The organism is Amycolatopsis sp. 195334CR (assembly GCF_017309385.1).
In the GTDB taxonomy this organism is placed as follows: domain Bacteria; phylum Actinomycetota; class Actinomycetes; order Mycobacteriales; family Pseudonocardiaceae; genus Amycolatopsis.
In genome coordinates this window covers 3095638-3121769 of the sequence record NZ_JAFJMJ010000001.1, presented here as the reverse complement: position 1 = coordinate 3121769, position 26132 = coordinate 3095638, and the positions used below count along the sequence as shown (strand labels likewise).

Annotated in this window: 25 protein-coding genes, 3 tRNA genes and 1 pseudogene; 13 read left to right on the top strand and 16 right to left on the bottom strand. The window is 70.2% G+C overall.

The genetic code is table 11. The annotated features are described in order from the left end of the window. Positions 1-111 precede the first annotated feature (111 nt). The 5 genes from rplA to JYK18_RS15335 form a co-directional block, all read right to left on the bottom strand. Positions 112-831 carry a 50S ribosomal protein L1 gene (rplA, locus tag JYK18_RS15355; RefSeq protein WP_153036045.1) on the bottom strand — a complete coding sequence of 240 codons (720 nt, stop codon included), beginning with the start codon at positions 829-831 and terminating at the stop codon, positions 112-114. A gap of 80 nt (positions 832-911) precedes the next feature. Next, positions 912-1346 (bottom strand): 50S ribosomal protein L11, encoded by a 435-nt coding sequence (gene rplK, locus JYK18_RS15350; RefSeq protein WP_113695832.1) that lies wholly within the window; start codon positions 1344-1346, stop codon positions 912-914. Positions 1347-1423: 77 nt separating this feature from the next. Further along, positions 1424-2242, bottom strand: coding sequence for a transcription termination/antitermination protein NusG (gene nusG, locus JYK18_RS15345; RefSeq protein WP_206802718.1), 819 nt, complete (start codon positions 2240-2242; stop codon positions 1424-1426). Between the two features lie 82 nt (positions 2243-2324). Beyond that, on the bottom strand, positions 2325-2738 hold the full coding sequence (secE, locus tag JYK18_RS15340) for a preprotein translocase subunit SecE (RefSeq protein ID WP_206802717.1): 414 nt from the start codon (positions 2736-2738) through the stop codon (positions 2325-2327). A 31-nt stretch (positions 2739-2769) separates the two neighbouring features. After that, positions 2770-2842: transfer RNA gene (locus JYK18_RS15335), tRNA-Trp, on the bottom strand. 178 nt (positions 2843-3020) lie between these two features. On the opposite strand from JYK18_RS15335, the gene JYK18_RS15330 reads away from it, so the two are divergent. The 5 genes from JYK18_RS15330 (at position 3021) to JYK18_RS15310 (ending at position 7590) form a co-directional block, all read left to right on the top strand. Beyond that, positions 3021-4229, top strand: a complete 1209-nt coding sequence (locus JYK18_RS15330) for a pyridoxal phosphate-dependent aminotransferase (protein WP_206802716.1) — start codon at positions 3021-3023, stop codon at positions 4227-4229. Then, positions 4229-5116 (top strand): TIGR03619 family F420-dependent LLM class oxidoreductase, encoded by an 888-nt coding sequence (locus tag JYK18_RS15325; protein WP_206802715.1) that lies wholly within the window; start codon positions 4229-4231, stop codon positions 5114-5116. The genes JYK18_RS15330 and JYK18_RS15325 overlap by 1 nt, the downstream gene beginning before the upstream one ends. 264 nt (positions 5117-5380) lie before the next feature. Next, positions 5381-5731 (top strand): GntR family transcriptional regulator, encoded by a 351-nt coding sequence (locus tag JYK18_RS15320; RefSeq protein ID WP_206802714.1) that lies wholly within the window; start codon positions 5381-5383, stop codon positions 5729-5731. After that, positions 5728-6669, top strand: coding sequence for a hypothetical protein (locus tag JYK18_RS15315; RefSeq protein WP_206802713.1), 942 nt, complete (start codon positions 5728-5730; stop codon positions 6667-6669). Before JYK18_RS15320 ends, JYK18_RS15315 begins: the two co-directional genes overlap by 4 nt. Positions 6670-6687: 18 nt before the next feature. Continuing rightward, entirely contained in the window at positions 6688-7590 is a 903-nt protein-coding gene (locus JYK18_RS15310) for an SGNH/GDSL hydrolase family protein (RefSeq protein ID WP_206802712.1), read from the top strand. On the opposite strand, the gene JYK18_RS15305 is transcribed toward JYK18_RS15310, so the two are convergent. The 7 genes from JYK18_RS15305 to JYK18_RS15275 all read right to left on the bottom strand — a co-directional run bounded on the left by JYK18_RS15305 (position 7583) and on the right by JYK18_RS15275 (position 13061). Continuing rightward, positions 7583-7993 (bottom strand): MaoC family dehydratase, encoded by a 411-nt coding sequence (locus tag JYK18_RS15305; protein WP_206802711.1) that lies wholly within the window; start codon positions 7991-7993, stop codon positions 7583-7585. The two genes, JYK18_RS15310 and JYK18_RS15305, sit on opposite strands and share 8 nt — an antisense overlap. Further along, a complete protein-coding gene (locus JYK18_RS15300; protein ID WP_206802710.1) occupies positions 7990-8439 on the bottom strand; it encodes a MaoC family dehydratase N-terminal domain-containing protein in 450 nt (149 codons plus the stop codon). Before JYK18_RS15300 ends, JYK18_RS15305 begins: the two co-directional genes overlap by 4 nt. A 75-nt stretch (positions 8440-8514) precedes the next feature. Next, positions 8515-9615, bottom strand: coding sequence for a S1 family peptidase (locus tag JYK18_RS15295; RefSeq protein ID WP_206802709.1), 1101 nt, complete (start codon positions 9613-9615; stop codon positions 8515-8517). Positions 9616-9831: 216 nt separating this feature from the next. Further along, positions 9832-9996 (bottom strand): 50S ribosomal protein L33, encoded by a 165-nt coding sequence (gene rpmG, locus JYK18_RS15290; protein ID WP_005152047.1) that lies wholly within the window; start codon positions 9994-9996, stop codon positions 9832-9834. Between the two features lie 179 nt (positions 9997-10175). After that, a tRNA-Met gene (locus JYK18_RS15285) sits at positions 10176-10248 on the bottom strand. Between the two features lie 52 nt (positions 10249-10300). Then, positions 10301-10373: transfer RNA gene (locus tag JYK18_RS15280), tRNA-Thr, on the bottom strand. Positions 10374-10448: 75 nt separating this feature from the next. Continuing rightward, complete coding sequence (locus tag JYK18_RS15275; protein WP_206802708.1) at positions 10449-13061, bottom strand: bifunctional diguanylate cyclase/phosphodiesterase; 2613 nt, start codon at positions 13059-13061, stop codon at positions 10449-10451. A gap of 219 nt (positions 13062-13280) precedes the next feature. Between JYK18_RS15275 and JYK18_RS15270 the strand changes: the two genes are divergently transcribed. The 3 genes from JYK18_RS15270 to lon all read left to right on the top strand — a co-directional run bounded on the left by JYK18_RS15270 (position 13281) and on the right by lon (position 17623). Continuing rightward, entirely contained in the window at positions 13281-14234 is a 954-nt protein-coding gene (locus JYK18_RS15270; RefSeq protein ID WP_307795915.1) for a GNAT family N-acetyltransferase, read from the top strand. A 40-nt stretch (positions 14235-14274) separates the two neighbouring features. After that, a complete protein-coding gene (locus JYK18_RS15265) occupies positions 14275-15123 on the top strand; it encodes an SAM-dependent methyltransferase (RefSeq protein ID WP_206802706.1) in 849 nt (282 codons plus the stop codon). A gap of 106 nt (positions 15124-15229) precedes the next feature. Further along, positions 15230-17623: an endopeptidase La gene (gene lon / locus JYK18_RS15260; RefSeq protein ID WP_206802705.1), complete on the top strand. Its 2394-nt coding sequence runs from the start codon at positions 15230-15232 to the stop codon at positions 17621-17623. Between the two features lie 178 nt (positions 17624-17801). Here the strand turns inward: lon and JYK18_RS15255 are convergent. Further along, positions 17802-18431: pseudogene (locus JYK18_RS15255) on the bottom strand (DedA family protein); the annotation flags it as partial. 165 nt (positions 18432-18596) lie between these two features. On the opposite strand from JYK18_RS15255, the gene JYK18_RS15250 reads away from it, so the two are divergent. Both JYK18_RS15250 and JYK18_RS15245 read left to right on the top strand, forming a co-directional pair. After that, positions 18597-19727 (top strand): histidine kinase, encoded by a 1131-nt coding sequence (locus JYK18_RS15250; protein ID WP_206804246.1) that lies wholly within the window; start codon positions 18597-18599, stop codon positions 19725-19727. Then, a complete protein-coding gene (locus JYK18_RS15245) occupies positions 19718-20362 on the top strand; it encodes a response regulator transcription factor (RefSeq protein WP_206802703.1) in 645 nt (214 codons plus the stop codon). The genes JYK18_RS15250 and JYK18_RS15245 overlap by 10 nt, the downstream gene beginning before the upstream one ends. 473 nt (positions 20363-20835) lie before the next feature. Here the strand turns inward: JYK18_RS15245 and JYK18_RS15240 are convergent, their stop codons facing one another. Next, positions 20836-22227 carry an AarF/ABC1/UbiB kinase family protein gene (locus JYK18_RS15240; RefSeq protein WP_206802702.1) on the bottom strand — a complete coding sequence of 464 codons (1392 nt, stop codon included), beginning with the start codon at positions 22225-22227 and terminating at the stop codon, positions 20836-20838. 244 nt (positions 22228-22471) lie between these two features. Between JYK18_RS15240 and JYK18_RS15235 the strand changes: the two genes are divergently transcribed. Further along, positions 22472-23134, top strand: a complete 663-nt coding sequence (locus JYK18_RS15235; protein ID WP_206802701.1) for a TetR/AcrR family transcriptional regulator — start codon at positions 22472-22474, stop codon at positions 23132-23134. Positions 23135-23145: 11 nt separating this feature from the next. Beyond that, positions 23146-23745, top strand: coding sequence for a TetR/AcrR family transcriptional regulator (locus tag JYK18_RS15230; RefSeq protein ID WP_206802700.1), 600 nt, complete (start codon positions 23146-23148; stop codon positions 23743-23745). Here the strand turns inward: JYK18_RS15230 and JYK18_RS15225 are convergent. Both JYK18_RS15225 and JYK18_RS15220 read right to left on the bottom strand, forming a co-directional pair. After that, positions 23738-24172, bottom strand: a complete 435-nt coding sequence (locus JYK18_RS15225) for a hypothetical protein (RefSeq protein WP_206802699.1) — start codon at positions 24170-24172, stop codon at positions 23738-23740. The two genes, JYK18_RS15230 and JYK18_RS15225, sit on opposite strands and share 8 nt — an antisense overlap. Before the next feature lie 67 nt (positions 24173-24239). Next, on the bottom strand, positions 24240-25232 hold the full coding sequence (locus JYK18_RS15220) for a hypothetical protein (protein ID WP_206802698.1): 993 nt from the start codon (positions 25230-25232) through the stop codon (positions 24240-24242). A 69-nt stretch (positions 25233-25301) separates the two neighbouring features. On the opposite strand from JYK18_RS15220, the gene JYK18_RS48300 reads away from it, so the two are divergent. Then, complete coding sequence (locus tag JYK18_RS48300; RefSeq protein WP_374195018.1) at positions 25302-26006, top strand: serine hydrolase domain-containing protein; 705 nt, start codon at positions 25302-25304, stop codon at positions 26004-26006. The last annotated feature ends 126 nt before the right edge of the window (positions 26007-26132 follow it).

Sequence of the window (26132 nt, the reverse complement as noted above, 5' to 3'; positions counted from 1 at the left end):
AAGCCGGGTCGGCAGGTGGGGGGTGCGGTGGCGTGCGGAAGTTGGGGAGGGGGCGGGCATGAAAAAGGGCGGTCCCGCGGGGTGCGGGACCGCCCTTTGTGTTCAGGTGGCTCAGGCGTTCGCGTCCTCGGCGAGGAGGTTGCGGGTGCGAGCCGGGTCCACCGGGATGCCGGGGCCCATGGTCGTGGTGAAGGTGACCTTCTTCAGGTAACGGCCCTTCGCCGACGACGGCTTGGCGCGCAGGATCTCGTCCAGCGCGGCGGCGTAGTTCTCCACCAGCTTGTCGGTGTCGAACGAGGCCTTGCCGATCACCAGGTGCAGGTTGGCCTGCTTGTCCACGCGGAAGTTGATCTTTCCGCCCTTGATGTCCGAGACCGCCTTGGCGACCGCGGGGGTCACCGTGCCGGTCTTCGGGTTCGGCATCAGGCCACGCGGGCCGAGGATCCGGGCGATGCGCCCGACCTTCGCCATCTGGTCCGGCGTCGCGATCGCGGCGTCGAAGTCGAGCCAGCCACCCTGGATGCGCTCGATCAGTTCGTCGGTGCCAACCGCGTCCGCGCCGGCGGCTTCGGCCTCGGCGGCCTTGTCGCCGGTGGCGAAGACGATGACGCGGGCGGTCTTACCGGTGCCGTGCGGCAGGTTCACGGTGCCGCGGACCATCTGGTCGGCCTTGCGGGGGTCCACCCCGAGGCGCATGGCGACCTCGACGGTGGCGTCCATCTTGGTCTTGGAGGTCTCCTTGGCGAGCTTCGCGGCCTCGAGCGGGGCGTACAGCCGCTCGCGGTCGATCAGCTCGGAGGCCTGGCGATAGGCCTTGCTGCGCTTGGTCATGCTCTGTCCTTCTAGCTCAAAAGATGCGGATCAGGTGTGGTGTGGGCCAGCGCTGGCCCTCCCACGGTCGTGCGGTGAGGTCAGCCCTCGACCGTGATGCCCATGGAACGGGCGGTGCCGGCGATGATCTTCGCCGCCTGGTCGATGTCGTTGGCGTTGAGGTCGCTCTTCTTGGTCTCGGCGATCTCGCGCACCTGGTCCCAGGTCACCTTGGCGACCTTGGTCTTGTGCGGCTCACCGGAGCCCTTCTCCACGCCCGCGGCCTTGAGCAGCAGCTTCGCCGCCGGCGGGGTCTTGAGCTTGAAGTCGAACGAGCGGTCCTCGTACACGGAGATCTCGACCGGCACCACGTTGCCGCGCTGCGACTCGGTCGCGGCGTTGTAGGCCTTGCAGAACTCCATGATGTTGACGCCGTGCTGACCCAGCGCCGGGCCGACCGGCGGAGCCGGGTTCGCGGCCCCCGCCGAGATCTGCAGCTTGATGATCGCTGCAAGCTTCTTCTTCTTGGGTGGCATTGCTTCGTGTCCTTCTCACTATCAAGTCCCCCGCACACCTGCCAGTACGCGGGGACTGCCGGCTCTGTGCCGAGCCGTCAGATCTTGGAGACCTGGTTGAACGACAGCTCGACCGGGGTCTCCCGGCCGAAGATCGACACCAGGACCTTCAGCTTCTGCCCGTCGGCGTTCACTTCGCTGATCGTGGCGGGCAGGGTGGCGAACGGGCCGTCCATCACGGTGACCGACTCGCCGACCTCGAAGTCCACCTCGACGGTACCCCCGCCGAGCGGAGCCTCCGCCGTCGCGGTCTCGCCCTTGCTCTTGGCCGGGGCGGCCTTCTCGACCTGCGGCGCGAGGAACTTCAGCACCTCGTCGATGGTCAGCGGCGACGGGCGCGAGGTGGCGCCGACGAAACCGGTGACCCCGGGGGTGTTGCGCACGGCGCTCCACGACGCGTCGTTGAGCTCCATCCGGACCAGGATGTAGCCGGGCAGCACCTTGCGCTGCACCTGCTTGCGCTGGCCGTTCTTGATCTCGGTGACCTCTTCGGTGGGCACCTCGATCTGGAAGATGAACTCCTCGACGTCCAGCGTCTGGGTACGGGTCTCGAGGTTCGTCTTGACCTTGTTCTCGTAACCGGCGTACGAATGCACGACGTACCAGTCGCCGGGCGCGACCTTGAGCTCGGCGCGCAGCTTGGCGACCGGGTCCTCGTCCTCGTCGGCCTCGGGCTCCTCGGCCGGTTCCGAATCGGATTCCGGTTCCGTGGCCGCCGCGTCGTCGGCCGGCTCGTCGGAGCTGTTCGCCTCAACCGGCTCGGTGTGCTCGTCGTCGTTGTCGACGGCCTCGAACACCTGCGCGTCGGAAAGGTCGGTCAGCTCCTGACCGCTGCCTGTGCCGTTGTCGGAGGTCACGTTCCGTCCTCTCAGTTGATCACGTGTCGTACTCGGGGCGTAGCCGTGGCACCGCCGTCCTCAGCGGCGTCCCCCGGCGCGCTCAGTTGCCGAATACGACACCGATGGCCTCGTGGAACACGAGGTCCAGGCCGAAGACCAGGGCCACCATGAACGCCAGGAAGACCAGCACCACCGCGGTGTAGGTGACCATCTGCTTGCGGGTCGGCCAGATGACCTTCCGCAGCTCGGCCCACACCTCGCGGATGAAGCGGACCAGCCGCTTGATCGGCGAGGCCTGCTTGTCCTTGCGATCACGCTTCGGCGTCGGCTTGGCCTTGGCGTCGGACGCCTTGCCCGCCGGCCGGGTCTTGTCCCCGTCCTCTTCCGACTTGGCCGCGCCTGCCTTGCCGGCTGGCCGGGCGGAGGCGCGACGCTCACGCCGAGCCGCGGCGGTGACCGGACGAGAGGGGCGCTTCGGCTCCTTCTCCTGGTCCTTCTCGCCGTCCTCGCTCACGAACCACTCCTCCGCTTCACCGACTGATACGCAGGGGTGACAGGACTTGAACCTGCAACCTGCGGTTTTGGAGACCGCTGCTCTGCCAATTGAGCTACACCCCTTTGAGCGCAACCGCCGCTCTTGGACGCATTCGACCCTCCCCGCATCCCTGCGGGGACGAGTGTCGGGCGTTCCAAGTTCGGAAGTCTACGGCAAGGCCCACCGGCGCGTGCAAGCTACCCCTCTCGACGGCCTTGGCCACCTTGTGGCGAAGCACACCCGCCGTGGAAAACTGCCCCCATGACCACCCGCGACCGCATCTCGGCCAGGATCGCCGGCATCAACCCGTCCGCCACGCTCGCCGTGGACGCCAAGGCCAAGGCCCTCAAGGCCGAAGGCCGCCCGGTGATCGGCTTCGGCGCCGGTCAGCCCGACTTCCCCACGCCGGACTACGTGGTCGAGGCGGCCGCCGCGGCGGTGCGCGATCGGGCGAACCACGGCTACACCGCCGCCGCGGGCCTGCCCGAACTGCGCGAGGCGATCGCCGCGAAGACCCTGCGCGACTCGGGCCTGGCGGTCGAGCCGTCGCAGACGCTGGTGACCAACGGCGGCAAGCAGGCGGTCTACTCGGCCTTCGCCACGCTGCTCGACCCGGGCGACGAGGTGCTGCTGCCCGCGCCGTACTGGACCACCTACCCCGAGTCGATCACCCTGGCCGGTGGCGTGCCGGTGCAGGTCACCGCGGACGAGTCGACCGGTTACCTGGTCAGCGTGGAGCAGCTGGAGGCCGCGCGGACCCCGCGGACGAAGGTGCTGCTGTTCAACTCGCCGTCGAACCCGACCGGCGCGGTCTACCCGCGCGAGGCGGTCGAGGCGATCGGGCGCTGGGCGCTCGAACACGGCATCTGGGTGATCACCGACGAGATTTACGAGCACCTGGTCTACGACGGCGCGAAGGCGGAGTCGCTGCCGGTGGTGGTGCCGGAGCTGGCCGACCGGACGCTCGTGCTGAACGGCGTGGCGAAGACCTACTCGATGACCGGCTGGCGGGTCGGCTGGATCATCGGCCCGGCGGACGTGATCAAGGCGGCCTCGAGCTACCAGTCGCACCTGTGCGGCAACGTGTCGAACGTGGCGCAGCGGGCAGCACTGGCCGCCGTCGCCGGTCCGCTCGACGCGGTGGCACGGATGCGCGAGTCGTTCGACGAACGGCGCCGGACGATCGTCGCGATGCTGTCCGAGATCCCCGGCGTCGACTGCCCGACGCCGGAGGGCGCCTTCTACGCGTACCCCTCGGTGAAGTCCTTGCTGGGCAAGGAAATCCGCGGCGAGCGCGCCACCGATACCGTGCAGCTGGCGGAGATCCTCCTGCGCGAGGCCGAAGTTGCCGCTGTACCAGGCGAAGCGTTCGGCACGCCCGGTTATTTCCGGTTCTCCTACGCACTGGCCAAGGACGACCTGGTCGAAGGCATCGGCCGCGTCGCGCGACTCCTCGGAGAGGCGCGCTGATGCGACTCGGCGTCGGCCTTCCGCACTACGGCGCGCTCGCCGATGCGACGGGCATCGGGACCTTCGCCGCGCACGCGGAGAAGGTCGGTTACGAGTCGATCTGGGTGGGCGACCGGGTGCTGACGCCGCTGGAGCCCAGCGACCTCTACCCGGGCGGCACACCGGAACGGCCGTACCCGCCGCAGTTCACCAAGTACCTCGACCCGCTGGTCGCGCTGACCGTGGCGGCGACCGCCACCGAGCAGATCCGGCTCGGCAGCAGCACGCTGATCGGCACGTTGCACTCGCCGCTGCTGCTGGCGCGCACCCTCACCTCGCTCGACCTCGTCAGCCAGGGACGGCTGGACGTCGGGCTCGGCATCGGGTGGATGCGCTCGGAGTACGCGGCGGCCGGCGTGCCGTGGGCAGCACGGGGCAGGCGGCTCGAAGAGCTGATGGACGCGCTGGTGGCCATGTGGACGGGCGACCCCGTGACGCACGAGGGACCGCTGTGGCAGATCCCGCCGTCACAGGTGGACCTGCGCCCGGTGCAGCGCCCGCACCCCCCGCTCCTGCTCGGCGCGCACACCGAAGCCGCGCTGGAGCGCGTCGGCCGCAAGGCGGACGGCTGGCTGCCCGCCGGACGACCGCTGGAGGTCATGGCCCAGCAGTGGGACGTGATCCGCACGGCCGCCGACCGCGCCGGACGCGATCCCGGCAAGCTGCGGCGGATCCTGCGCCTGAACCCGCGCCCGGGCGCGGAACTACCAGACGTCGCCGCCCAACTCGCCGCCGCTCGCGAAGCCGGCATCGAGGAGGCCTTCGTCGACCTGCACTTCATCACCGCCTCCGTCGCCGAGGCGACGGAACGCGCGGATGACCTGTTCGCCCTGGTGGCCCGAGGCTGATCACTCTCCTTTCTCCATAGGCTCCGTAGACGTGGACCTCGCCTGCCGTGGCCTCCCGCCGCTCGCGGCTCATCACCTCCTCTCACGGGGCGAGCTGGCTGGCCCCGGCTGACCAAGGTCCTTTTCGAGTCACTGTTCACGCTACGCCACACCCCCGTCACTCAAGTCGAGTTGTCCACAGGTCACCCCCGCATGTGGACAACCCTGTGCGAATAGTTCTATCTTCGCTAGAACAAAGCGCATAGTTCTAGTACAGTTAGAACTATGCTGGTACGCATCGACCCGGCCTCCCCGCTGCCCCTGTTCGAGCAGGTCGCAGCGGCGGTACGGCGTGCGCTCGCCGAGGGCGACCTGGCCCTCGGCGAGCAACTGCCGCCCGCGCGGGAGCTGGCGGCCTCGCTCGACATCAACATCCACACCGTCCTCCGCGCGTACGCGCTGCTCCGCGACGAGGGCCTCATCGACCTGCGGCGCAGGCGCGGCGCAGTGGTCATCGCCGGCGCACGCGAACGCGCGCGGCTGACGGAACTGGTGGGCGACCTCGTCACCGAGGCCAAGCGGCTCGGCCTCGACGCCGACGAGCTCACCCGGACGATCAAGGAGCGCTACTCGTGAACCGACTCCGCATCTCCCTCGCCACCGGTGGCCTGCCCGCCGCGCTCGCGATCACCACCGGGCTGCTGTACGAGAGCTGGCGCGGCCGCCTGCCCGACCCGATCACCGCGCACTGGCAGAACGGCGGCCCGGACGGCACCGCCGACGCGGGCGTCTTCGTCTCGATCATGGTCGCCGCCACCGCGATCCTGCTGGTCGCGGGCAGTCTCGTCCTCAACCGGCGACCCCACCGGATCGGCGCGGGCCTCGCCGCCGGGATGGCGGCCTTCCCGGCCATCGTGGCGCTGACCGTGCTCGCCGCCAACCTCGACCTGACCGACTGGCAGCAGGCGGAGAACTTCACGCTCGTGCTGGTCGGGCCGCTCGTGGGCCCGCTCGTCGTCGGCCTGCTGGGGGCGCTCATCGCGCCGAAGTCGGTGGTGCCCGCGCCCAGGACGGACGGGCCGACCGTCGGGCTGCGTCCCGGTGAGCGCGCCTTGTGGACCGGCGGTTCGAGCAACAACTACCTGCCGCTGCTCGCGCTGTTCACCCCGCTGACCATGTTCGCCGTCGACCTGCCGCTGGTGGTGTACCCGCTGCTCACCATCCTCGTCGCGCTGGCGCTGTACGCCATGTCGAGGCTGCGGGTGCGGGTCGACGCCGACGGCGTGACCATCCGGCTGATCGGCTTTCGCAGGCAAATGACGCTCGATCGGATCGTGGGGGCCGGGGTGGGGCGCGTGAGTTTCTGGACCGGGCTCGGGGTCCGCGTCAACCCGCTCACCGGCGACACCGCGTACAAGGTCCGCGGCGGTGACGCGCTCCGCATCGACCTGAAGACCGGGCGCAGCGTGTACGTCACCGTCGACCGGCCCCGCGAGGCGGCCGGGCTGCTGAACGACCTGCTCCAGCGCAACGGAGCGTCGTCACCCGGTACGGGGAGTGCAACCCGCGCCTGATCGCGTACAAACGGTCATGTGGCGAAAAACGGGGGCGGTTGCCTACTGGTCGTCGTAGTGCTCGCGGCCGCCGTGGGCTTCGGCTACTACAAAACGCAGAACGGCGGCTCCGAGGCGGCACCGGCGCCGCCGGGCTCGGACATCGGCGGCGGCACCGGGCGCTACGTGGCACTCGGTGACTCCTACACCTCGTCGCCGAAAACCGGGAAGCAGGCGGGCGAACCGGCCGGGTGCGCCCGCTCGGACAACAACTACCCGCACCTGGTCGCCGCCGAGATCAATCCCGCCGAGTTCGCCGACGTCAGCTGCAGCGGCGCGGTGACCGCCTCCATCACCGGCTCGCAGAAGACGAACAACGGCACCAACCCACCGCAGCTGAACGCGGTCAACGAGGCGACCACGCTGGTCACCCTCGGCATCGGCGGCAACGACGTCGGCTTCATCGGCTTCGCCGCCGACTGCGTGGCGGGCTCGCCGAACGCCGGGCCCTGCAAGGAGAAGTTCACCTCGGGCGGCAAGGACCAGCTCGCCGCGAAGATCGACGCCACCGGCAAGAAGGTGGCCGACCTGCTCAAGAAGATCCGCGGCAAGGCCCCGAAGGCGCAGCTCGTGGTGGTCGGCTATCCGACCGTGCTGCCCGACGGCGACGGCTGCTGGCCCGCGCTGCCGGTCGGCGCGCCCGACGTGAACTACCTCCGCGACGCGCTCGCCGACCTCAACAACACGCTCTCCGAGACCGCCAAGAACAACGACGCCGGTTTCGCCGACACGGCCGCCCCGACCAAGGGCCACGACGTCTGCACGAACCCCGACACCCGCTGGGTGGAAGGCCTGGTGGCCACCTCACCCGGCATCGGGCTGCACCCCAACGCCAAGGGCCAGCAGGCGATGGCGAAGGCCGTGCAGAAGGTGGTCAGCTAGGCCGGACGACGGCCTGCGCCTTGCCCAGCACCGACTTGCCGTCGAACTTCGCGGTGACGTCGACCCGGGCGGTGCCGTCCTCGTTCACCTTGGCGACCTTCGCGGTGAACTCGACCAGCGCGCCTTCGTCGTTGTCGGGGACCACGACCGGGCGGGTGAACCGGGTGAAGTACTCGGCGAGCCTGCCCGGGTCGCCGAGCCAGTCGGTGACCACCCGCGCGCCGAGCGCCATGGTGAGCATGCCGTGGCCGATCACATCCGGCAGCCCGACCTCCTTGGCGAACCGCTCGTTCCAGTGGATCGGGTTGAAGTCCAGCGACGCCCCGGCGTACCGGACCAGCTGCGCCCGGGTTACCTGGACGGACAGCGGCGGTAGCTCCTCGCCGACGGTGAACGTGCTCACGCGCCCTCCCCTCGGACGACCAGCTGGGCGCGCGTGGTGCACACGTGCGCGCCTTCGGTGTCGGTGATCTCGGCGCGCAGGGTGATGAAGTCGTTGCCCGCGCGGGTCATGATCTCGTCGATGTGCGTGGTCAGCTCGATCACGTCGCCCGCGTGCACCGGGCGGCTGTGCACGAAGTTCTGGTCGCCGTGCACCATCCGCGAGTAGTCCAGCCCCAGCTCCGGGTCGCCGACGATGACGTTGATCGCGCGCAGGTTGACCACGGTGAGAAAGGTCGGCGGCGCGATGACGTCCGGATAACCGGCGGCGCGGGCGGCCTCGGGATCGTGGTAGAGCGGGTTGTCGTCGCCGATCGACTCGGCGAATTCGGCGATCTTCGCCCGGCTCACGGCGTAGGCGCTGTCCGGCGGGTACGACCGGCCGGCGAACGAGGGGTCCAAGGGCACTCGAGCAGGCTACCGGGCACAGCGAAAGCGGGGCATTCCGACCAGGAACGCCCCGCTTTCGCGGGCTGAAGCAGGTCAGTTCAGCGAGACGCCGTAGGCCGAGAGGGCCTCGGTGACCGGCTGGAAGAACGAGCTGCCGCCGCCCATGCCGGAGGTGATGCCGACGCCGACGCTGCCGGCGAACAGGCAGCCGCCCGAGTCACCGGAGTTCACGCTGGCGCTGGTCTGGATCAGGCCGCTCACCGCGCCCTGCGGGTAGTTCACCGTCACGTCGGTGCCGGTGACCGAACCGCAGGTCAGGTTGGTGGTGCTGCCGCTCTTGCAGATCTCCTGGCCCTGGCTGGCGTTGCCGGCCGAGGTGATCGCCTGGGTGGAGCCGTTCCACAGGGTGACCGCGCCCGGCGCGTCACCGCTGTTGTTCTGGATCAGGCCGTAGTCGTTGCCGGGGAAGCTGGCCTCGACCGACGGGCCGATGCCGTCCCAGTTGGCCACCGCGCCGGTGCAGTGCCCGGCGTCGACGATGTAGTTCTGGCCGCCCTTGTTGGTGTTGAACCCGGCCGAGCAGCGCGAGCCGCCGCCGGTGATGGCCTCGCCGTTGAGGATGGCCGGGCTCATCTCGCCCGCGACGTGCTGCACGCGGACCTGGTCGCCGAGGGAGCCCACCGCGGCCAGCAGCGCGTCGGTGCCCTGCGCGGCGTCGGCGATGGTGACCACGATCTGGTTGGTCTTGGCGTCCTTGCCGATCGAGGTGTGCGCCACGGCGGGCACCGCCTCGAGCGCGCTCTGCGCGGTCTCGAGCTGCGCGAGGGAGTACTTGACCACCTTGGCGACCGCACCGGTCGCGGAGACCCGCTCGGCGCCGGCCGCGTCGAGCACGTTCACCACCGGGGTGCCGTCGGTCTCGAAGAAGCCGCCGGCCTGGCGGTCGCCGAGCGCGCCGAGGGCGGTGGTCAGCGTGTTCGCCCTGGCTTCCTGGGTGTTCAGCAGTTGCTTCGCCTGTGCTTCGGTGAGGCCCTTCGCGGTGACCGAGGCGATGGCGGCGTCGGCGACCTCGGCCGCGTACCCGTCGACTCCGGCGGCCGCGGTGGCCGGGGTGAGGAAACCGATCGCCGTGGCGCCGGCCAGCAGCGCGATCGTGGACCGGGCGATCTGGCGCCGGCCAGGATTGATCTTCATTCGGCAACTCACTTTCGCAGGGGACCGAACAGAACACCGGCCGTAACCGGCAGTACACAGTGTGTTCAAGGTCACCCGAAAGTGGTACCGACTTTAGTCGGTAACTTGCCAACTACGACATACGTGTTGGTTATTCACCGTTCAACGCCAACAGGCCGCCCCCGATAAACGGGGACGGCCTGGGAAGGTCGTGTGGAACGCGCGAGCGCCGAGCGCTCAGCGGGTCTCCTTGTGGGTCCGGTGCGTACCGCAGTTCGGGCAGAACTTCTTCATCTCCAAGCGGTCCGGGTTGTTGCGCCGGTTCTTCTTGGTGATGTAGTTGCGGTGCTTGCACTCTTCGCACGCCAGCGTGATCTTGGGTCGCACGTCGGTCGCAGCCACGGCACTAGCCTCTCTCTACACAGAAAAATGTCCCGGCAACGAGAGTTGCGTGCATGCGCGCAACCACCGGGGGTCCAGGGGGCTCGCCCCCTGGCGGGGGTCCGGGGGGTCGACCCCCGGGTCAAACGGCGAAGCGGCAGGGTTTGCGCAGTTCGCAAACACAGCCCACCCAGCCCGCGTAGCGGTGGCCGGACTTGAACCGGCGACACAGCGATTATGAGCCGCTTGCTCTGCCAACTGAGCTACACCGCCGCACATGACCGTTGCCGCGATGCGCGCTTACGCATCGCGGCGCAGGTCACCGAGCCCCTTTACGGAATCGAACCGTAGACCTTCTCCTTACCATGGAGACGCTCTGCCGACTGAGCTAAAGGGGCCTGCTCTGTTCTTGCTCGAAAAGATTACCAAGGCCCTCCCGGGCCCCTGAGCGGGGGGTCCCTTTTGGCAAAACCTCAGGTCAGCAGGGTCAGCACGGTCTCGGTGTGCCGTCCGGGCGAGCGCGCGGTGCGGGCCAGCAGCCACGCCTCCAGCCGGTCCTCGGCGAGCGGGCGCGAGATCAGGTAGCCCTGGGCCACGTCACAGCCCATCGCCTCCAGCTGGTCGCGCGCCACGTCGTCCTCCACGCCCTCGGCGACCACGGTCAGGCCGAGCGAGTGCCCGAGTTCGACGATGGACCGGACCACCGCGAGATCGCCCAGATCGGTGCCCATGCCGAGCACGAAGCTCTTGTCGATCTTCACCTGGTCGACCGGCAGCTGCCGCAGGTAGGCCAGCGACGAGTACCCGGTGCCGAAGTCGTCCACGGCCAGCACGATGCCCAGCGAGTGCAGCTCGCGCAGGATCGGCAGCGCCTTCTGCGGGTCGGACATCACGCCGGACTCGGTCAGTTCGAAGGTGAGCAGCTCCGGCGGCACCTCGAAGCGCTCCAGCGCCTCGACCACCTTGCGCGGGAACTCCTCGTCGGCCAGGTTCCGCACGCTCAGGTTGACCGCCGCGGAGATCCGCAGGCCCTCGTCCAGCCACTTGCGCACCCGCCGCAGCGACTGCTCCAGCACGAACTCGGTGAGCACGCCGATCAGGCCGGCCGCCTCGACCGCCGGCACGAACTCGTCCGGGTCGAGCTTGCCGAACTCCGGGTGCACCCAGCGGACCAGCGCCTCCACGCCCTGCACGTGCCGGTTCGGCAGCGTCACCTTGGGCTGGTAGTGCACGCTGACCTGGCCGTCCTCCACGGACTGCCGGAACTGCGTGACCATCTGGAACCGGCGCATGAATATCTGGCCCATGCTCGGCACGTAGCCGCGGACCTCTTCACCGCCGCGCGTAGCGCGCACCGCGACGTCGGCGCGTTGGAGCAGGGCGTCCACGTCGACCGCGTCCGCACTCTCCTCCTCCGGCGTCGGCGAGGCGTACCCGACCTTGGCGTTGGCCTCGACGGTCAGCCGGTCGACCGGGTAGGGCGCGGACAGTTCGGCACGCAGGCATTCGGCGATCTCGTGCGCCTGCTCCGGCGTGCGCTCGACGATCAGCGCGGCGAACGAGGCGCCTTCCAGCCGGGCGAGCGGGACATCGCTGCCGAGGGTGTCGCGGATGCGACGGCCCGCCGCGATGACCATGCGGTCGGCCCAGGCGTACCCGAGCGCGTCGCTGACCGTGGAGAACACGTCGAGCTCGATCCGGAGCACCACCGAGCCGAGGCGTTCGCGCAGCGGCTCGCGCGCCACCTGGCGGAAGCCGGGCCGGTTCAGCAAGCCGGTGAGCGGGTCGTGGTAGGCGTCGTGGCGCAGGGTGGCCAGCAGGCGGCGGTTGTCCAGCGCGGTGGCCAGGTGGCTGGCCATGGTGCCGAGCAGCTGCACGTCGGACTTGCCGAACCCGCGCCAGCGGGACAGCCGGTCGTGCGCCTCGATGATGCCGAGGAGCTGGTTCGCGCTGCGCAACGGCACCACGAGCGCTTCCTGCGCACCGCGGTCGAGCAGGGCACCGCGCACCTCGGGATTGGCTTCGGTGAGCCGGAAGTGGCGGACGTGCGCGCCGGGCAGGCGCACCAGCGGGTCGTCGGCGGTGGTGTCTTCCGCGGGCAAAGGATCGCCCGAGACGACCGCGCGCATGGCGTCGGTGGGCTCGAGCCGCAGCCGCAGCACCACGCGGCCGGCGGCGAGCTGGTCCTTGATGCGTTCGGCGATCGCGCCCCATTCGACGACGTCCACGCCGCGGCCGAAGTCGTCGGCACGGCTCGCCGGGCGGGCGGCCGCCTGCTGACCGGACCGCGCGACCATCAGGCTCACGTCGGACAGCGCCTCCATGTCGCGCTGCTCGCGCAGCAGGTCGGAGTAGGCCCAGTAGAGCGCGGTGAGGCCGAGGAACACGGCGAGCACCAGCGGCCAGGCCTCGGGGACGTGGAAGATCACCAGGTAGCCGGACAGGCCGACCGAGGCGTTGACGAAGCCGACGACCAGGATCCGGCCGGTCAGCCGCAGCGCGGTGCTGACCCGCATCCGGCGGCGCAGCACGCGGACGGCGGCGAGCGCGAGCAGGGTGCTGACCAGCGGCGCGGTCAGCGTGCCGGCGAGCGCGGCCACCCACGGCATGCCGGGACCGCCGACGGCGAACTTGACCAGCCCGGCCACCGCGAAGGCACCGGTGATCTCCAGCAGGAACGCGCCGGCGTTGTACAGCACGCGACCGCGTACCTTGCGAGCCAGCAGCGTGCCGACCCCGGCGATCAGGTGCGCCACCAGCACCACTTCGAACGGTGCGATGAAGAAGCCGATGACCAGCGGGATCTCGGTGAAGGAGATGGTCCACGAGATGCCGCTGCGGACGTCGACGTTGATGCCGAGCTGTTCGGCGAGCAGGAAGGCCAGCGCGAGCACCGGGGTGATCCACCAGAGCATCGCCGAGCCCTCGAAGGGCAGCCACCAGCTGACCACCGCGGCGGTGACCAGGCCGACGGTGAGCACCGTGGCGGTGTAGACGCGGAACCGGCGTTCGTCCACCGCCGCCTCGTCCGCGGCTGCCGAGGGCACCGGGCCGGCGGTAGCGGTTCTGCCGCCTGAGTCCGGCATGCAACCTCCTTACGGCCTGATCGCGAACGCGGGCTCACTGTACCCCGGAGGGGGTATTTGAGCCTCGTTCCGACCATTATGGGATCAGCTAAGGGTTAACTCCTAGCCAACCGCGTGGACCTGGGGGAACCACCGGGGTGAAACGCGAGTGGTATTCGGGTCCGGCGGCGCGGTGGGCCGGGTGTCTCTCTGAAGACGCCGGGGACTTGAATGTGTGACGTGGACCTCACAAATTTTTCCGCCATCGCCGACGAGCACGCAGCTCGGCTCAAGGCCATCGACCCGCTCCTGCCCGCGCCCGGCGACCTGCCGGAGGACACCGGCTCGGTGCTCACCGCCGAGGCGAACGGCTCGGCCGGCCTCGGCGTGCTCTCCTGCGAGAAGACCCCGGCCGACGCTCCCGGCGCGCAGTGGCGCGCGCTCGTCGAGCACCGGCTGGACCTGCGCTTGGCCGGTCCCGACCCGGGCACCGCGCTCGGCCTGCTGCTGGAGAAGTGGCAGGAGCGGCTGGCCGAGTCCGGCACCGCCCGCGGGGACTGGGAGACCGCCGCCGTGGTCATCCGCCCCAGCCGCGACTCGACCGGCGCCGGTGAACTGCTGCGGCACGGCTTCGCGCCGGTGCGCGTGGTCGCGGTCCGGCCCGCCGAACGCCACGGTCGCGGTCCTCGCCAGACGCCGGGCGTCGCCGTGCGCACGGCCACCCGCGGTGACCTCGCGAACGTGGTCGAACTGCTGCTGGAGCTCCAGCACTACGACGCGCAGTTCGGCGTCGCGACCGTGCGCGAGAGCACCGAACGCGCGCTGACCGCCGAGGTGGAGGAGGTGCTCGCGCACGACGAGCCGCCGCTGTGGATCGCCGAGGTGTACGGCAAGGCGCTCGGTGTCGCCCGCGTGCAGCTGCCGCCGTCCTCGGACTGGGCGAAGATTTACATCGACCAGACCGCCCGCCCGAAGATCGGCTACCTGACCTCGCTGAACGTCGCCGAGCAGGCCCGCAGCACGGGCGTCGGCACGGCGCTGGCCGCGCACGCGCACCAGGTCTTCGACACCGAGGGCGTGAGCCACGCGCTGCTGCACCACGCGCTGGCGAACCCGCGTTCGACGCCGTTCTGGTACGCGCAGGGTTACCGCCCGATGTGGACCTACTGGTACCGGCGGCCCGGGGTGCGATAGAACTGTTGAACGCAGTTCGCCTCACCGCCCGGAGATCCCGTTGACCGAGAGCACCGATTCCGCGCCCGAAGCCCCGGCCGGGGTGGACACCGAGAAGCCGTCGTCGGCCCGGGTCTACGACTGGTACCTCGGCGGCACGCAGAACTGGGCGGTGGACCGGGAGTTCGGCAAGCGGCTGGAAGAGCAGTGGCCGCACGTGAAGCCGGGCGCCAAGCACAACCGCGAGTTCATGAACCGCGCGGTGCGGGCGGCGCTGGACGCGGGCATCCGGCAGTTCCTCGACCTCGGGTCCGGCGTGCCGACCGCGGGCAACGTGCACGAGGTGATCCGCGAGGAGCTGGGCGAGGACGAGCGGGCGACGGTGGTCTACGTGGACTACGAGGCCGTGGCCACCGCGCACGCCACGCTCATCCTCGAACGGCAGGGCGCCACCGGCTGGGCCGGCCACGTCCAGGAGGACCTGCGCAACCCGAAGGCGATCTTCAACCACGAGACCACCCAGCGGCTGATCGACTTCGACCAGCCGGTCTGCCTGCTGATGATGGCCGTGCTGCACTTCGTCGGCCCCGACGACGACCCGGACGGCCTGGTGCGGACCTACCGCGACAAGCTGGCGCCGGGCAGCTGGCTGGCGCTGTCGCAGATGTCGGTCGGCGGCACCACCGGCGCCGAGGCCGACGGCGTGCGGAACTTCGCCGCGCAGTACCGGAACACGCAGAACCCGGTGTGGCTGCGCGACCGCGAGGAGATCGAGCACTGGATCGCGGACTGGACGCTGCTGGAGCCGGGCATCACGCACCTCCCCGACTGGCGCCCGGACCGGTCGCTGACCGCCCGCGAGGCCAAGGCGAGGCCGTTCGCCTGGTGCTTCGTCGCGGAGAAGCCGTAGGCGGATTTATTCCCCGGTGACGCTCGCTACGGGCGAACAGCCAGCGGAAACAAACCCGCGCTCCGGAAAGTTGAGCTGAGCAGACTCAACTGAGAAGGAGCATTCGATGACCGACACCCGGCTCCTGCCCGTACTCCCCCTCGACTCCGACGTGGTGCTGCCCGGCATGGTCGTGCCGTTCGACCTGACCGAAGCCGAGACGCGCGCCGCGGTGGAGTCCGCGCAGGCCAAGCCCCAGGGTCCGACCGGACCCGGCATCCGGACCGCCCCCAAGGCGGAGGTGCTGATCGTGCCGCGCGTGGACGGTGAGTACGCCGAAATGGGCACGGTCGCCACCGTCGAGCGCATCGGCCGGATCCCCGGCGGCAACGCCGTCGTGGTCCTGCGCGGTGTCCGGCGGGCCCACGTGGGCGCGACCGGCGACGGGCCGGGCGCCGCCCGCTGGGTCCACGCCGAGATCGCCACCGAACTGCCCGCCGGTGAGCAGGGCAAGCAGCTCGCCGGTGAGTACAAGGCCGTGGTGCTGTCCATGCTCCAGCAGCGCGGCGTCTGGCAGATGCTGGACGCGGTGCAGGAGCTGGAGGACCCGTCGGCGCTGGCGGACCTGGCGGGCAACGCGCCCTACCTGGACACCGAGCAGAAGCTCGAACTGCTGCGCACGCTCGACGTCACCACGCGCCTGGAAAAGGCGCTGGAGTGGACCCGCGAGCACCTCGCCGAGCTGGAAGTGACCGACACGATCCGCAAGGACGTGGCCGAGGGCATGGAGAAGCAGCAGAAGGAGTTCCTGCTGCGCCGCCAGCTGGAGGCGATCCGCAAGGAACTCGGCGAGCTGGACGGCAGCGGCGAGGACGACGACTACCGCTCCCGCGTGGAGGCGGCCGAACTGCCCGAGCACGTGCGGAAGGCCGCGCTGGCCGAGGTCGACAAGCTGGAGCGCACCTCCGAGCAGTCGCCGGAGGGCGGCTGGATCCGCACCTGGCTGGACACGGTGCTGGAGATGCCGTGGAACACCACCACCGAGGACGCCTACGACATCGCGGGCGCCCGGGAGATCCTCGACACCGATCACGCCGGCCTGGACGACGTGAAGGAACGCATCATCGAGTACCTGGCCGTGCGCAAGCGCCGGGTGGACAGCGGTGCGGTCGTCGGCGGACGGCGGTCCGGCGCGGTGCTGGCGCTCGCCGGTCCTCCCGGGGTCGGCAAGACCTCGCTGGGTGAGTCGATCGCGAAGGCGATGGGCCGCAAGTTCGTCCGGGTGGCGCTCGGCGGCATCCGGGACGAGGCGGAGATCCGCGGGCACCGGCGCACCTACGTCGGCGCGCTGCCCGGCCGGGTGGTGCGGGCGATCAAGGAAGCCGGCTCGATGAACCCGGTGGTGCTGCTCGACGAGATCGACAAGGTGGGCGCCGACTACCGCGGCGACCCGACCGCGGCGCTGCTGGAGGTGCTGGACCCGGAGCAGAACCACACCTTCCGCGACCACTACCTCGAGGTCGAGCTGGACCTGTCGGACGTGGTGTTCCTGGCCACGGCCAACGCGCTGGAGACCATTCCCGGCCCGCTGCTGGACCGGATGGAGCTGGTCACCCTCGACGGCTACACCGAGCACGAGAAGGTCACCATCGGCCGCGACCACCTGCTGCCGCGTGAGCTGGAGCGGGCCGGGCTGGCCGCGGGCGACGTGACGCTGACCGACGCGGCGCTCAGCCGGATCGCCGCCGAGTACACCCGGGAAGCGGGTGTCCGCGCGGCGAACCGGACGATCGCGAAGGTGCTGCGCAAGATCACCACGAAGGTGGCGCTGGGCGAGGTCGAGCTGCCGGTCGCGGTGGACGCCGCCGACCTGGACACCTATCTCGGGCGGCCGCGGCACCTGCCGGAGTCCTCGCTGCCCGCGTCCACCCAGCGCACCTCGATCCCCGGGGTGGCGACCGGGCTGGCGGTGACCGGGGCCGGTGGTGACGTGCTCTACGTGGAGGCGTCGCTGTCGGACAAGGAAACCGGCGGCACCGGGCTGTCGCTGACCGGGCAGCTGGGCGACGTGATGAAGGAGTCGGCGCAGATCGCGCTGTCCTACCTGCGGTCGCGGGGTGCCGAGCTGGAACTGCCGGTCGGTGACCTGGCCGAACGCGGGATCCACATCCACGTGCCCGCCGGGGCGGTGCCCAAGGACGGGCCGTCGGCCGGGGTCACCATGACCACCGCGCTGGCGTCGCTGCTGTCGGGCCGGGTGGTCCGGGCGGACGTGGCGATGACCGGTGAGGTTTCGCTGACCGGGCGCGTGCTGCCGATCGGCGGGGTGAAGCAGAAGCTGCTCGCCGCGCACCGGGCCGGGATGAAGACGGTGATCATCCCGCAGCGCAACGAGCCGGACCTCGACGACGTGCCCGCCGAGGTGCTCGCCGAACTGGACGTGCACCCGGTGGCCTCGGTGCGGGAGGTGCTGGCGCTGGCGCTGACCCCGGCGGCGGCACCGGTCACCCAGGCCGCCTGAGCCAGTCGGGAGGGTGCGGGGACCCGCGCGGCCCCCGCACTCACCTGCGGTCACGCTGGTCTCCCGAGTGCAGGTCGCCGACGAAGCGGCCCCGCCCGCCGGTCATCTCCGACACGGAGAGCATGCGGGTGGGGCGGTCGTCGGCTTCCTCTTCCTCCTCGGCGTCCTCGTCCTTGTTCCGGTTCTTCAGCCGCTTGACCACGAAGACCACCACGGCCAGCACGACCAGGCCGATGACCACCTTCTGGAAGATGCCCGCGTACTCCTCCATCACGTGCCAGTTGGCGCCGAGGATGTAGCCGGCCACCACGAAGATGGTGTTCCAGATCAGGCTGCCCAGGGTGGTCAGCGAGAGGAACTTCCAGACCGGCATCTTCTCGATCCCGGCCGGTAGCGAGATCATGCTGCGGAACAGCGGGATCATCCGGCCGAAGAAGACCGCCTTGGTGCCGTGCTTGGCGAACCACTGCTCGGTCTTGTCGAAGTCGGAGCCCTTGACCAGCGGGACCTTGCAGATCAGCGCGCGGCAGCGGTCGCGGCCGAGCAGCGCGCCCAGGTAGTAGACGATCACCGCGCCGGCGACCGAGCCGAGTGTGGTCCAGATCAGCGCCTCGGCCAGGCTGAACGTGCCCTGGCTGGCGGAGAAACCGGCCAGCGGGAGCACCAATTCGCTGGGGATCGGCGGGAAGAGGTTGTCGAGGCCGACGATCACGGCCGCGCCCACCCCTCCGAGCGTGTCCATCAGACTCACCGCCCAACCGGCGAGCCCTCCCATCTCCGGGGCTTGCTGGGCGAGTTGCGTGATCATCGGCGGCCTTTCATGGTCGTCTGCACCTGCCAACGAAGCTACGAACCGCTTGAGTTCCGGACCATGCGGTGAGGCGTCCCATATCCACCCGAGTACCCCAGGGCGAACCTGCGGGAAACCGCAGTTCGCCCGGGTCACCAGCCGATTAGCCTCACCAGGGTGGACATGAGATGGGCACGCACCGCCAGGCGGGGTACCGCCGGGCTGCTGCTCGGCGCGCTCACCTCGTTCGCCGAAATGATCTACCTGTTCTTCGGCACCTTGGCACTCGCGCTGCCGCCCGCGCGTGCCGGGGTCTACCGCGGGGCGCGGGCGCTGGCCGAGGTCGAGCGGCGTCGCCTGGCCCGGTGGTTCGCCGCGGAGAACGGCGACGACTACACCGGCGACCGTGCGGTGCTCTACCTGGCGCTGCGCTGCCTCACCGGCGCGGTCGGCTTCTCGGTCTTCATGCTGATCTTCTACGGCAGCACGTCGGTGGCGATCATGATCGGCCAGGTCTTCACCGGTGGCCGCGTCGGCGGCGGGGACGAGCCCGCCGACTGGTACGACGGGATCACCATCGTGGTGCTCGGCCTGCTGCTCGCCTTCCTCGCCGTGCAGGGGCTGATCGGGGTGGCCAAGGTGGACCTGCTGCTGGCCGGCCGGTTCTTCGGGCCGAGCAAGCAGGAACAGTTGCGCCGCCGGGTGTCCGAGCTGTCGATCAGCCGGGCCGAGGTGGTCGAGGCGGTCAACGACGAACGCCGCCGCATCGAACGCGATCTGCACGACGGGGTGCAGCAGCGGCTGGTGGCGCTCGGCATGCTGCTCGGGCGCGCCCGCCGCGCCGGGGATGCCGCGCACGCGGCGGACCTCGTGCGCCAGGCACACGAGGAATCCCAGCAGGCCCTTCGTGACCTGCGGGAAGTGACCTGGCGGGTGTACCCGACCGCGCTCGACGACGGCGGGTTGCACCCGGCGCTGGAGGCCGTCGCGGAAAGCGCGGGCGTGCCGGTCCACCTCGACTTCCGGCTCGCTTCGCGGCCGCCGCCGGCGCTGGAGACGGTCGCCTACTTCGTGGTGTCCGAGGCGGTCACCAACGCGATGAAGCACGCGTCGGCCACCCGGATCGACGTGTCGGTGCGGCGGACCGGCACCATGATCGTCGTGCGGATCAGCGATGACGGCGTCGGCGGGGCGCGCCAGGGCGGTGGGCTCTCCGGCCTCGCGCGCCGGGTCGCCGCCGCGGATGGGGAGTTCACTGTAGACAGTCCGGTCGGCGGTCCGACCACGATCACCGCGGCACTGCCGTGCGCGTAGTGCTCGCCGAGGACAGCACCCTGCTGCGGGAAGGGCTGGTCCGGCTGCTCGCCGAGGAGGGGCACGAGGTGCTGGCCGCGGTCGGGGACGCCGACGCGCTGCTGTCCGCCACCGCCGCCCACCGCCCGGACGTGATCGTCACCGACGTCCGGATGCCACCGTCGCACACCGACGAAGGCCTGCGCGCGGCGCTGGAGATCCGCTCGCGGTTCCCGGAAACCGGCGTTCTCGTGCTGTCCCAGTACGTCGAAAAGCGTTACGCCACCGAACTGATCACCGACGACGGTGGCCGGGTCGGTTACCTGCTCAAGGATCGTGTGGCGCAGGTGGGCGAGTTCCTGGACGCGCTCGCCAGGGTCGGTGCGGGCGGCGCCGCCTTCGACCCCGAGGTGGTGCGGCGACTGCTCGCCAGGACCACGCACACCGATCCGCTCGGCAAGCTGACCGCGCGCGAACGCAAGGTGCTCGACCTGATGGCGCAGGGGCACACGAACGTGGGAATCGCCGGTCAGCTCTACGTCTCGCTGAGCGCGGTGGAAAAGCACGCCAACGCGATTTTCGACAAGCTGGACCTCTCGCGCACCAGCGGGTACAGCCGCCGGGTGCTCGCGGTGCTGCGCTACCTGGGTTCCTGAGCACCGCTGCTCCGCGTCGCAAAAGACGCTCGGGCGCCAGCCGCCCGACCACCCCGCCGCCGGACGTCAGCCGCCGAACCCAGGTTCCCGACCAGCCCGCCACCCCGCACCCACCCGACCCAATTCGACCGCCGATCCCTCACCGCTCAGCCACCAGCCACCCCGACGCACAGACACCCAGCCGCCGGGCGCCAGCCGCCGAGCGCCGAGCGCCGAGCCCAGGTTCCCGACCAGCCCGCCACCTCACCTCCACCCCGCCCAACGCGGTCACCGATCCCACACCGCACAGCCACCCAGACACCAGCCATCCCGCCACGTCGCCGCCGGGTGTCAGGCGCCGACCCCAGGTTCCCGAGCAGCCCGCCACCTCACCTCCACCCGACCCAACTCGATCACCGATCCCTCACCACACAGCCACCAACCACCCGCCGCACAGACACCCAGGCACCCAGGCACTCCACCGCCGCCGGGGGTCAGGTGCCGAGTCCGGGTTCCTGAGCGGCCCGCCACTTCGCGTCCACCCGACCGAGCTCGGTCACCGGCGCCTCGCCGTGTAGCCACTCCCGTGCGATGCGGTGCCAGTTGCCCCGCGCCCGCAACCTGCCGAGCAGGCCGAACGCGTACAGCTCCGCCCGGCGCGCGAAGAGGTGTTCCGGCGGCAGGGTCTGCCAGCGCATCTTCCGGTAGTGCGGCGAGCGCGGGTCGATCGAGCTGATCATCGCCTCGGCGGCGAGTTCGGGCGTCGCTTCGATCTCGGTGTCGGCCAGGTACCAGCCGACCGCGTCTTCGATGTAGGCGAGCACCTCGTCCGGTTCGATCCGGTCGGGTTCGCCGAGGATGCCGGCGGCGGCCATGCGCGCGTGCACCTGTTCGGCGTCGCCGTCGGCGGCGGCCCGGAGCACCGTCCGTTCCAGTTCCCGGCTTTCCGGGCTCATCCGCTTGAACAGCCCGAAATCGAGGAACGCCACCCGCCCGTCCGGTTGCAGCAGCACGTTGCCGGGGTGCGGGTCGCCGGGGAAGTCGCCGGTGTGGAACAGCGAGCCGCAGTAGAAGCGGTAGATGATCTCCCCGACCCGGTCGCGCACCGGCCGCGGCTGCTCGGCGATGGCATCGAAATCGAGGCCGTCGACGAACTCGGTGACCAGCACGCGTTCCCCGCAGACCTCCCCGATGGCATCCGGGACCGCGAAGAACGGGTGCCCGGCGAAACGCGTGGCGAGTTCGTGCTGCGTCCGCGCTTCCAGCCGATAGTCCAATTCCTCCTCGACGCGCAGCCGGATCTCCGCGGCCAGCGAGTCCATTTCGAGCCCGGGGAAGATGTTCGGCGCGAGCCGGAGGAACAGCGCCAGGTTCTTCAGGTCCGCGCGCACCGCGGTGGCGATGCCGGGGTACTGCACCTTCACCGCGACCTCGCGGCCGTCGGCCAGCCGGGCGCGGTAGACCTGCCCGATCGAGGCCGCGGCGACCGGATTCTCGTCGAATTCGGCGAACACCTCGGCGATCGGCCCGCCCAAATCCCCCTCGATCACCTTCCGCATTCCGGAAAACGGCACCGCCGGGGCCTGCGCCAGAAGTACCGCGAGTTTCGCGCGGAATTCCGGGCGCACCGACTCGGGCACCAGATCGAGATCGAGCACGGAAAGGAGCTGCCCGAGCTTCATCGCGGCGCCCTTCATTCCGCCGAGCACCGAAACGAGCTGATCGGCCGCCGCGAGCGCCCGGCGATCGAGCAGCCTGCGCTTTTCTTCACTCGAACGGCCCAGCGCGGCCACCCGGCCGCCCGCCTGCCGCAGCACCTGCCCGGCGGCCAGCCTGCCCAGCGCGGTCCCCCGCACCAGCCGCGATCTCGGTGGCGCCTTCGCCATCGTCCCTCCCCGGGCGTAACCGGCCTTTATAGCGTGCCGTACGTGCGAAATCGACCGTTTTCCGCATATCGCCCGGCGCCAATCACGAATACCGGGCGCCAGAATACGGCGCGGCCGTCCGTGGTTAACACGCGGCCGAATCCAGCGGCGCGCTCCGTAGAACCCGAGGTGGCGGTGCGTAATCGTTTGGACTAATGCAGAGCTGAGCCGTACACGGAAGTTCAGGTCCCGTAAGCTGAGCAGGATGGAATCCGCGTCCACGTCTTCGCCGGCGACGCCCCGCGCTCGCCGGGGCAGGCCGCCGGAGAAGGGCCTGGCCGAGCGGCGCCGCAGGCAGATCGTCGACGCCGCGTGCGTCATCTTCACCGAACGCGGGTACGAAGCCGCGAACATCTCCGAAGTGGCCAAGCACGCGAAGGTCGGCCAGGGCACCGTCTACCGCTACTTCGAGAGCAAGCGCGAGCTGCTCGACCACGTGCTCGACCACTGCGTGGAGCGGCTGATCACCACCGTGCGCGCCGCGGCCACGCGCGAGAAACCGCGTGACGCCGAGGAGTTCACCGCGCAGCTGCGCGCGATCGCCCGGCGGTTGTTCACGCTGATCGACGAGGAACCGGACCTGCTCAAGCTGGTGCTGGTGGAGGCGGCGGCGATCGACGCGGAGCTGAAGGCGCGGCTGCTCGGCCTGGAGGCGACGCTGTCCGCGCTGATGGCGTCCTATCTGGAACACGGTGTGCGCGCGGGGTGGTTGCGTTCGAACCTCGACACCGCGGCGGTCGCGCACGGGTTGAACGCGCTGATCGTGCCGGGGTTCCTGCTGGCGTTGCGCGGTGAGGCGACGGAAGAAAAACGCGTGCGGTACATCGACACCCTCGTCGGGTTCGCCGTTCACGGGGTGAGTAAGTGATAGGAGCGTCCGTGCGCAACCGTACGGCAGAGCGGCGGGTCCAGCTGGTTCGCGCCGCGCACCACGTCTTCTCTTCACAGGGCTATCGCAACACCGGGGTTTCCGACATCGTCAAGGAAGCCGGCGTCAGCCACGGCACCTTCTACAACTACTTCGACAACAAGCGGCACATCCTCGACGACGTGCTCGACACCGGGGTCGACTTCATCCTGAACGCGGTGGTCGGCACCGACGAGCCCGACGACGCGTCCACCGCGGACGAACTCGCCGCGCAGTTCCGCACCATTCTGACCAGAGTGTTCGACCTGGTCGACCGCGAGCCGGAGCTGGTCCAGTTCATCCTGCTCGACGCGCCCGCCATCGACGACGCCTCGCTGCAGCGGCTGCTCCGGTTGGTCCGGACCTTCGGCGCCACCGCCTCCGCGTTCCTCGCGAACGGGGTCCGCCGCGGCTTCCTGAAGTCCGATCTGGACACCGAGATCGCCGGTGAGGGCCTGCTGTCGCTGATCATCTCGGCGATCCTGACCGGGGTGCGCGGTGGGCTGACCCCGGCCGAACGCGAGCGGGTGATCGAGGCGTTCGTCAGCTTCGCGATGCACGGGGTCAACTAGGCACCGCCCGCACCAGTTCGCGGTCGCCGTGCCCGCGCACGCTGATCGCGCGCACCTCGTTCATCGGCACCAGCACCGAACCGCCGAACCGCGTGGCCTTCTCCGAAGCCGCCCAGCTGCCCGCTTCGTGCTCGGCGCCCGCGGTGTCGGTGACCACCAGCCGGCAGTGCTCACCCCAGGCGACCCCGGCGACCTCCACGTCGAACCGGGTCCAGCCGGACGCGGGTGCGAGGCGGGCGGTCAGGTGCACGCCGTCGCCGGAAGCCGCGCTCAGGATCGGGTCGGTGAACTCCGGCTGGCCGATCAGCAGGCCGCCGGCGAGCGCTCCGCCGGCCAGCACCACGGCGGCGACCAGTCCGGCGAACCGTCTCCGCCGGTGACCGCGGCGGCGTTCCTCGCGCACCCGTTCGATCGCCCGCCGCAGCACGGGATCCGGTGCCGGACAGGAAAAAGCCTGGCCATTCCGGGAATGGCCAGGCCGGTTCCGCGCTGGCTCAGTAGCCATTGCCGCCGCTGTCCGAGGCCGACCCGGCCGGGGCGGGTTCGGACTTCTTCTCCTGCTTGCTCTGCTGGGCGACGAACGGGGCTTCGGACTTGCAGCCCTCCGGCATCATCGCGTACCAGGTGCCGCCGACGCCGTGCCCGTTCGCCTGCCCGGCGGCGGTGTCCTTGGCGTAGGTGTAGACCGGCCAGCCGCCGACGGTGACCTGCTCGGTGCCGTCGTCGCGCTTCACCTTGCCGACCAGTTTCGCGTCCACACCGGACAGTTCGGGGTCACCGTTGGCGAGCAGCGGCGGCCAGGTGGTGGCGCAGTCGTCGTTGCAGACCGACTTCGGCGGCTTCTTGCTGTCTTTGCTGAACAGGTAGAGGGTCAGGCCGTTCTGCTCGGTGAGCACGCGGCCGACGCCCTCGACCTCGGCGGCGGTCAGCTTCACCGCGGCCTGCTGCTGTTGCTGGGGCTGCTCCTCGGCCTTGACCGCCTTGCCGCCCTGGGGGTTCACCGCGTACCAGGTGCCGCCGACGGCCTGGCCCTTGACCTCGCCCGCCGCGGTGTCCTTGGCGTAGGTGTAGACCGGCCAGCCCTTGACCGTGACCTGCTTGGTGCCGTCCGCCCTGGCCACCTCGCCGACCACCGAAGCGTCCACACCGGACAGTTCGGGAGTGGCGCCGTCGCCGGCCAGTAGTGGGGGCCAAGCCTTCGCGCAGTCGCCTTCGCAGTTGGACTTCGGCGGACTCGCGGTGTCCTTGTCGAACCGGTAGAGGGTTTTGCCGCCCTGTTCGGTGAGCACCTGGCCGAGACCGTCGATCTCGGTGGCGGCCAGCTTGACGGTGGGCGCGGCCTGCTGCGCGGCGGGGGCGACCACGGCCTGCTCGTCGGCTACCGGCGCCGCCGCCCCGCCCTGTGCGGCTCCCTGCCCACAGGCGCCCAGCACGGCCATGCCGAGCGCCGCGGCCGTAGCCGAGAGAACGATTCGCTTGCGTGCCATGGGACTTACTCCTTCGCTGGTCGGAAGGTCCCGCCCGTGCCGCGGTGACCGACACCCGGCAACACGGGGGTGCGCCGGAGCCGGTTCGAAGTTTTTCCAAGATCTTTCTCGCGTGCGCCGTTCTCTGATGCGTACAGCGTTCGCAGACCTCGGGAATCGGGGCTTCAGCGGATACGGGACGTACTGAGCGCTGAGCAAACCGCTCACCGCGGCGGCGACGATGATCCCGGTGGAGGAGTGCTGGCGCCGGGCACGTACCCGATCCAGAACGCGCTGCACGAGCTGTCGGTGACCAGCGACGGGACCGCGGCGTGGCCGACGCTGGACCAGGATGAGTGGCTGAAGCGGCTGGGTTCGGTGCCGTTGATGTACCAGCCGGGTGAGCGGTGGCAGTACCGCCTCAGCTCGGATGCGCTGGGGGTGCTGGTTTCGAGGGTGGCCGGGCAGTCGTTCGAAGCGTTCCTGCGGGAGCGGTTGTGCGCGCCGCTGGGGATGAAGGACACCGGATTCTCGGTCCCGTCCTCGGAGCTCCACCGACTCCCGACGAGCACGAGGGGGGTATGGCTTCGGCATGGTCGTGCGCACGCACCGGCGGGACTTGGCGCCTCCGGGCCAATTCGGCTGGGACGGGGGCCTGGGAACCACGGCCTACGCCGATCCATCCGGCTTCCGCGGGATCCTGCTCTCCCAAACCGCCCTGGGCTGCGGCCTTGCACCGGCACTTCTGGACCTGCGCTTACCAGGCGGCGGGATAACGCGGAAACGCCCCGGTGACCGAGGTCACCGGGGCGTTTCCGCTGGTGTGGCAGGTGAGGGATTCGAACCCCCGAAGGCGAAGCCGTCTGATTTACAGTGCGGCGTCCGAACCACACGTGACCTGCCACGATGGGCCGCGTCAGC

Excerpts from the sequence above, each read along its gene's own strand:
- lon (WP_206802705.1), top strand. The coding sequence starts at position 15,230 with ATGACCGACACCCGGCTCCTGCCCGTACTCCCCCTCGACTCCGACGTG.
- JYK18_RS15320 (WP_206802714.1), top strand. The coding sequence starts at position 5,381 with ATGCTGGTACGCATCGACCCGGCCTCCCCGCTGCCCCTGTTCGAGCAG.
- JYK18_RS15250 (WP_206804246.1), top strand. The coding sequence starts at position 18,597 with ATGAGATGGGCACGCACCGCCAGGCGGGGTACCGCCGGGCTGCTGCTC.
- JYK18_RS15235 (WP_206802701.1), top strand. The coding sequence starts at position 22,472 with ATGGAATCCGCGTCCACGTCTTCGCCGGCGACGCCCCGCGCTCGCCGG.
- JYK18_RS15330 (WP_206802716.1), top strand. The coding sequence starts at position 3,021 with ATGACCACCCGCGACCGCATCTCGGCCAGGATCGCCGGCATCAACCCG.
- JYK18_RS15240 (WP_206802702.1), bottom strand. The coding sequence starts at position 22,227 with ATGGCGAAGGCGCCACCGAGATCGCGGCTGGTGCGGGGGACCGCGCTG.
- rplK (WP_113695832.1), bottom strand. The coding sequence starts at position 1,346 with ATGCCACCCAAGAAGAAGAAGCTTGCAGCGATCATCAAGCTGCAGATC.
- JYK18_RS15275 (WP_206802708.1), bottom strand. The coding sequence starts at position 13,061 with ATGCCGGACTCAGGCGGCAGAACCGCTACCGCCGGCCCGGTGCCCTCG.
- JYK18_RS15325 (WP_206802715.1), top strand. The coding sequence starts at position 4,229 with ATGCGACTCGGCGTCGGCCTTCCGCACTACGGCGCGCTCGCCGATGCG.
- JYK18_RS15220 (WP_206802698.1), bottom strand. The coding sequence starts at position 25,232 with ATGGCACGCAAGCGAATCGTTCTCTCGGCTACGGCCGCGGCGCTCGGC.
- JYK18_RS15295 (WP_206802709.1), bottom strand. The coding sequence starts at position 9,615 with ATGAAGATCAATCCTGGCCGGCGCCAGATCGCCCGGTCCACGATCGCG.
- rplA (WP_153036045.1), bottom strand. The coding sequence starts at position 831 with ATGACCAAGCGCAGCAAGGCCTATCGCCAGGCCTCCGAGCTGATCGAC.